This is a genomic window from Nostoc flagelliforme FACHB-838 (genome assembly GCF_014698065.1).
Classification (GTDB): domain Bacteria; phylum Cyanobacteriota; class Cyanobacteriia; order Cyanobacteriales; family Nostocaceae; genus Nostoc; species Nostoc flagelliforme_B.
Genome location: NZ_JACJSI010000383.1, coordinates 1 through 5,412 on the forward strand (window position 1 = coordinate 1; position 5,412 = coordinate 5,412).

The 5,412-nt window shown below is 43.3% G+C and carries 7 protein-coding genes; 5 read left to right on the top strand and 2 right to left on the bottom strand.

Annotated features, from left to right (window positions below):
* Window positions 1-558: 558 nt before the first annotated feature.
* Window positions 559-1,191, bottom strand: coding sequence for a MarC family protein (locus tag H6G97_RS44330; protein ID WP_190946839.1), 633 nt, complete (start codon window positions 1,189-1,191; stop codon window positions 559-561).
* On the opposite strand from H6G97_RS44330, the gene H6G97_RS44335 reads away from it, so the two are divergent.
* Window positions 1,176-1,418 (top strand): hypothetical protein, encoded by a 243-nt coding sequence (locus H6G97_RS44335; protein WP_190946840.1) that lies wholly within the window; start codon window positions 1,176-1,178, stop codon window positions 1,416-1,418. The two genes, H6G97_RS44330 and H6G97_RS44335, sit on opposite strands and share 16 nt — an antisense overlap.
* 19 nt (window positions 1,419-1,437) lie before the next feature.
* Window positions 1,438-1,821, top strand: coding sequence for a hypothetical protein (locus tag H6G97_RS54105; RefSeq protein ID WP_242056033.1), 384 nt, complete (start codon window positions 1,438-1,440; stop codon window positions 1,819-1,821).
* 81 nt (window positions 1,822-1,902) lie between these two features.
* Here the strand turns inward: H6G97_RS54105 and H6G97_RS44345 are convergent, their stop codons facing one another.
* On the bottom strand, window positions 1,903-2,424 hold the full coding sequence (locus H6G97_RS44345) for a hypothetical protein (RefSeq protein WP_190946841.1): 522 nt from the start codon (window positions 2,422-2,424) through the stop codon (window positions 1,903-1,905).
* A gap of 63 nt (window positions 2,425-2,487) precedes the next feature.
* On the opposite strand from H6G97_RS44345, the gene H6G97_RS54110 reads away from it, so the two are divergent.
* The 3 genes from H6G97_RS54110 to H6G97_RS44355 all read left to right on the top strand — a co-directional run bounded on the left by H6G97_RS54110 (window position 2,488) and on the right by H6G97_RS44355 (window position 5,325).
* Entirely contained in the window at window positions 2,488-2,874 is a 387-nt protein-coding gene (locus tag H6G97_RS54110) for a hypothetical protein (RefSeq protein WP_242056034.1), read from the top strand.
* A gap of 163 nt (window positions 2,875-3,037) precedes the next feature.
* Window positions 3,038-3,685 (top strand): filamentous hemagglutinin N-terminal domain-containing protein, encoded by a 648-nt coding sequence (locus tag H6G97_RS54115; protein WP_242056035.1) that lies wholly within the window; start codon window positions 3,038-3,040, stop codon window positions 3,683-3,685.
* Window positions 3,682-5,325 carry a hypothetical protein gene (locus tag H6G97_RS44355; RefSeq protein WP_242056036.1) on the top strand — a complete coding sequence of 548 codons (1,644 nt, stop codon included), beginning with the start codon at window positions 3,682-3,684 and terminating at the stop codon, window positions 5,323-5,325. The genes H6G97_RS54115 and H6G97_RS44355 overlap by 4 nt, the downstream gene beginning before the upstream one ends.
* The last annotated feature ends 87 nt before the right edge of the window (window positions 5,326-5,412 follow it).

A 5,412-nucleotide genomic window follows, 5' to 3' on the forward strand; every position in this document is an offset into this window, starting at 1 on the left:
AGAGGTGATGGGGAAACGTGGCTCAGTAGATCACACGCATTCTGGTATATTTCCATGACTGATAATTCGGACACAGGAGATCCCAACTGAGCAGAAAGCTGTTTTAGATTCTCTTGAAGAGATGAATGGAAGCCTGGATCTTCGGGATGGGAAAGGGGGTTACTCATAATCGTCGTTCAAATGCCATTGGATTGGGACTAGAAGCAGTGTGTTGAAGTAAGTTACAGGGCAGACTTATACTAAATTGCGTTTGATTATTTTTTATGCCTTAAAGCGATGCCTGCGGCGGGCTACGCCAACGCCTAAAATTTCCGCAATAAGCAAGGGTTAATGACATTAATTTTAGCTCTATTGAGAATAAATTTTGCTTATTGAGATTATACAGCCGCCCTGGGCTAAATTAGCCCAAAATTTGATTATTGTCCCTACCCATAATTGACCATTGCATTCCAATCCAAAAGGCACTATACCAACGGTGTAATCGTTTTAATCCTTTCAGACGACCAACATATTTTTGTAGTCCTTTTGATTTTAACTTGCGATAAAGCAAAGCTGATTTTACTTGATAGGAAATGCCTCTTTCAATAAAGAAATAGAGCCATCAGCAATAAACCGTACACCAATGGCTAGGATAAAAAAACCAAAAACTCGATTTAAGGCTCCTACACCATTTCTTCCTAACCTTTTAATTAATGGCTCTCCTAAGACAAAACAGAGGTAAAGGCTAATTCCGATTAAAACAATTCCCACTAAAGATTCTAGATACTCTACCCAATGATTAAAGCTAATCGATAAACTCGTTACTACACCAATTGCTCCAGGGCCGCTGATCAACGGCACTGCCATTGGTGTAAAAGAAATATCCTCTTTTTCCATAGCTTCATCCTTTTCTGATGGAGTTAAGCGTTGACAAACTGTAACCATTTCCCACGCTGTATGAGCAACAAGTAATCCACCTGCTAGCCTTAGCACCTGAAGTGAAATCCCAAAAAATTCTAGTATCCATCTGCCAGCTACTAAAAACACAGCTAAAACTAAAACTACATTGATAGCAGTTTGTAATGCCTGCTGATGGCGCTGTGACGGTGTTTCTGTTGCTGTTAAAGTGTAAAAAACCGGAACCGCACCTATCGGATTGGCAATTGGGAAAAGAGCTATAAAGGTTGCTAATGTATTTGGAATTAACGACATTATCAATATTTGGTTATCTAGGTTCCTTAAAAGCAGAGTTTAGCAGAGAGTCGGGGTCAGAGAAAGAGAAAGACTTGCCTGTGGCAATAGGCTGCACATCGCTAGCGCTTGTGAACGCTGCACTGAGTCAATCTGCTTCGTTGATAGAAGAAAGCCAAAATTGTGGTGTTGAGTCGAGGCATTGTCTTGAAGGTGCTTGTTCCGCCGCGCACGTCACTGAAAAATGAATTTTCTTTAAATTCTGCGATGCCTGCGGCGGGCGTAGCCATCGCTAATCAAACTCAGGGGCAGGTAGCACAGGGTTATTCTGCTACGTTGTTGGTTGAAAACTCGGTTTCGGATGTAGAAGCTGAAACAGTTTATGAAGGCGAAGGCTCCACCGCGCCTGTACCAAATCCCGAAAAATGGTCGCATGAGGCGATTGTAGCGAGGTCAAATATGATGCGACCGGAGCGTATGCAGAAACTGAAAGTGGCGGGGAATTCGGGGCAGAATCTGGGGTTTGAGTATTTGTATGAGTGTTGGGATGATGACCCTACCTTACAGATCGTGATCAAAAAGCTTTTGGCGAAGTTTCCGCAGCGGGGGATTGCGATCGTGGATGGGGTGCTGGTGGATTGGGAGAAGTAAAAATCACACTGTCTTAGAATAGCGTGCAGCTAAAGCGATTGCTGCTTGATGGTGCTTATCCACTAATGCAGAAGGTGTAGATTAAGACTCCCTTGCATTGATACTGCCAAGCGACCAGTTATTTTCTGAAAACGGGGACGCATAATCTGCTACTCTCTCCCATCCCCACTTATAAGCAGTGTCAACTAGAATTTCTTTACCATTGCGGAACTTAATAAATTCCTGCCCGTGGTCGTAAAATATATCTGCAACCAGTTGATTACGCTCGTCGTAACCCCACTTATCCACTGCTGCCCTCCACCAGCGCTTTCCTCTTGAGAGCAATTGTTCGAGTTCTAAATACTCCGGTTTCCAGTACTTGGTGCGCCATTGATTTGCCAGTGCGTCGATTAGTATGGCAGTCGGGTAGATCGGCTTCAGGTTTTCTTCGAGCCAAAGCATATAAACGATTGCGCTCCTGAAAGCATCTTCTAAACCATAGCTTGCTGCTTCTAGAGTGTCTTGGAGTTGCTCGTCATTAAAATTTACACCGAGCGATTGCAGGGCTGGAGCGTACAAATCAAATAATTCTTGTTCTACTGAATCGGCAGACCAGAACCACATAAGAAAAAGAAAACTCCTGCTGGGTGGCTAAATAAAATTTAGCATTTAGCGTGGGAATTCTTAATGTGGGCACAAGTAGCGATCGCTAATCAAACACCGGGGCAAGTAGAACAGGGTCAATCTGCTTTCTTGCCGCGAGAAAAGCAAGTTTCAGGTATAGAAGTCAAAGCAGTTGATGAGGGTGAAAGTTCCGCCGCGCCCGTGCCAAATCCCGAAAAGTGGTCGCATGAGGCAATTGTTGCGAGGTCAAATATGCGACCGGAGCGTATGCAGAAACTTAAAGTTGCGGCGAATTCAGGGCAGAATGCGGGGTTTGATTTTTTGCAAGAGTGTTGGGATGATCCGGCGTTACAGATTGTGATTAAAAAGGTGCTGGCGAAGTTTCCGCAGTGGGGGATTGCGATTGTGGATGGGGAGTTGATTCGGTGGGAAAGGTCGCGTGAGCGGTAGTTTGAGAACTTTATAAAGTAAAGTTTTGTAAATTATTCAAGTAGTTGCGAAAAACCGGAGTTTTCGGGTGAAAACTTAGTGGGCTGATTATTGGCTATTTAGTAGCTAGTAACTTGATTTATGCTTAACTAAAGTTGGCTACTGCTATTGGTGGAGGCTTGCGATGTCAGGTTTGGGTTTTACTCATTGGGGTGCTTCAGTGGCTGTCGGTTTAGGTATCAGCTTTTGTACCATTGATTATGCAAGCGCTCAAATAACTCCAGATGGTAGTTTACCTAACAATTCAATTGTTGCACCAGATGGTAGCACTCTCAATATCACTGGAGGAACGCAAGCAGGAAGTAATTTGTTTCACAGCTTTGGCGAGTTTTCTGTGCCTATTGGTGGCACTGCTTCTTTCAATAATGCTTTTGATATTCAGAATATTATTAGTAGAGTCACAGGTGGTTCAGTTTCTGATATTAATGGGATAATCAGCACTAAGGGCGCAGCTAACCTGTTTCTAATAAATCCCAACGGGATTATTTTTGGTCAGAATGCCCAATTGAATATTGGTGGTTCTTTTGTTGCGACTACAGCGAATGCACTGCAATTTGAAAATCTCGGATTTTTTAATGCTACTGAGAAAAATATCCTTTCAGCGTTGTTGGCTGTTAATCCTTCAGCATTGCTGTTTAATCAGATTAATCAAAACGCAGCGATTCAAAATAACTCAGTTGCATTTGCAGGAACAGATTTGGCAGGCTTTAATGCATTTGGTTTACGAGTACCAGATGGTAAAAGTTTGCTGCTGGTGGTAATGTCAGCATGAATGGGGGACGATTAAATGCTTTTGGTGGACGAGTGGAGTTAGGAGCGTTGGGCGAATCTGGTACTGTCTTACTGGGTGTAGATAGTAAGAATCTCAGCTTAATATTTCCTTCTAATGTTGGGCAAGCTGAGATATCCCTCACCAATCAAGCAGGTATATATGTAACTGGGGCTGGTGGGGGTAATATTGCAGTCAATGCTAGAAATCTAGAGATTTTAGAAGGAAGTATTTTAAGCGGTGGTATTGGGCAAGGTTTGGGGACATTTGAAACTGTTGCAGGAGATATTACGCTTAATGCTACTGAGGAAATCAAAGTTGCTGGGAGTGGAATTGGCAATTTTGTGCGTTTGAATTCAAAAGGTAATGGGGGTAACATTAATATTTATTCTGGTTCCTTTTCCTTACAAGAAAGCGCTGCACTTTTTACCTCGACTTCTGGACAAGGGAATGCAGGGAATGTGGCAATAGGGGCACGAGATGCTGTTTCTCTAGATAATGCTTCCATCTTCAACACGGTAGAAGCAGGAGGTGTCGGTAAGGGTGGCAATATTGACATCAATGCTGCAACACTGTCACTAATTGATGGCAGCCAACTATTAGCCGTTACTCGCAAAGCATCTGCTACCCAACCAGCAGGGCAAGGGGATGCAGGAAATGTCAATCTTAAAGTAACAGGGGCTGTTAATATTGCTGGGCAGAAAAATGGTTTTTACAGTGGGATTGACAGCTCTATGGAAACTGGAACTGTTGGCAATGGGGGTAACATTACTATCAATTCTGGTTCATTCTCATTACAAAATGGTGCTCAACTTGAAGCCTCAACTTGGGGACTTGGTAATGCGGGGAATGTGATAGTACGGGCACGAGATGCTGTTTCTCTTGTAAATGCTGCTGGCATTTTAAGCTTGGTGGAATCAGGGGGTATTGGTAAAGGTGGCAATATTGACATCAATGCTGCAACACTATCATTAATTGATGCTGCTCAAATAGTAACTATTACTCGTGGTGCATCTGAAACCCAGCCAGCAGGGCGCGGAAGTGCGGGCAACGTCAACATTAATGTTATCGGCGCAGTTGATATTGCTAGGGCGAAAAACTACTATTTTCGCACTGGGATTTTCAGCCGTACAGAAACAGGAACAGTTGGCAATGGAGGCGATATTACTATCGATTCTGGTTCTTTTTTGTTACGAGATAGCGCTCAACTACAAACTTCAACATTTGGACAAGGCAATGCGGGAAATGTTACAGTGCGGGCACACGATACTGTTTTCCTTGCAGGTCAACCGACTGCCATTCTCAGCACGGTTGAGGCAGGGGGTCTAGGAAAGGGAGGTAATATCAACATTAATGCTGCAAGCCTTTCACTAATTGATGGCGCTCAACTGTTAACTATTACTCGTGGTGCATCTGAAACCCAGCCAGCAGGACGCGGAGATGCAGGGAATGTCAATGTTAATGTTACTGGCCCTGTTGATATTACTGGTGGAAAAAACGATTTCAGTAGTGGGATTGCCAGCAGTGTAGAAACCAGGGCAAACGCATCTAAATTACTCTTGATCACAACGAAGGTTAAGAACCAACGAAAAAATCAGGATTTCGAGCTTGATTATTTTTTAAGCCCCAAAGCGATCGCCTAAAACTTTCGCAATAAGCAAAACTTAATGACATTGATTTTAAATCTATTCTCAATAAAGTATGCTTATTGACATGATGCGGCCGCCCTG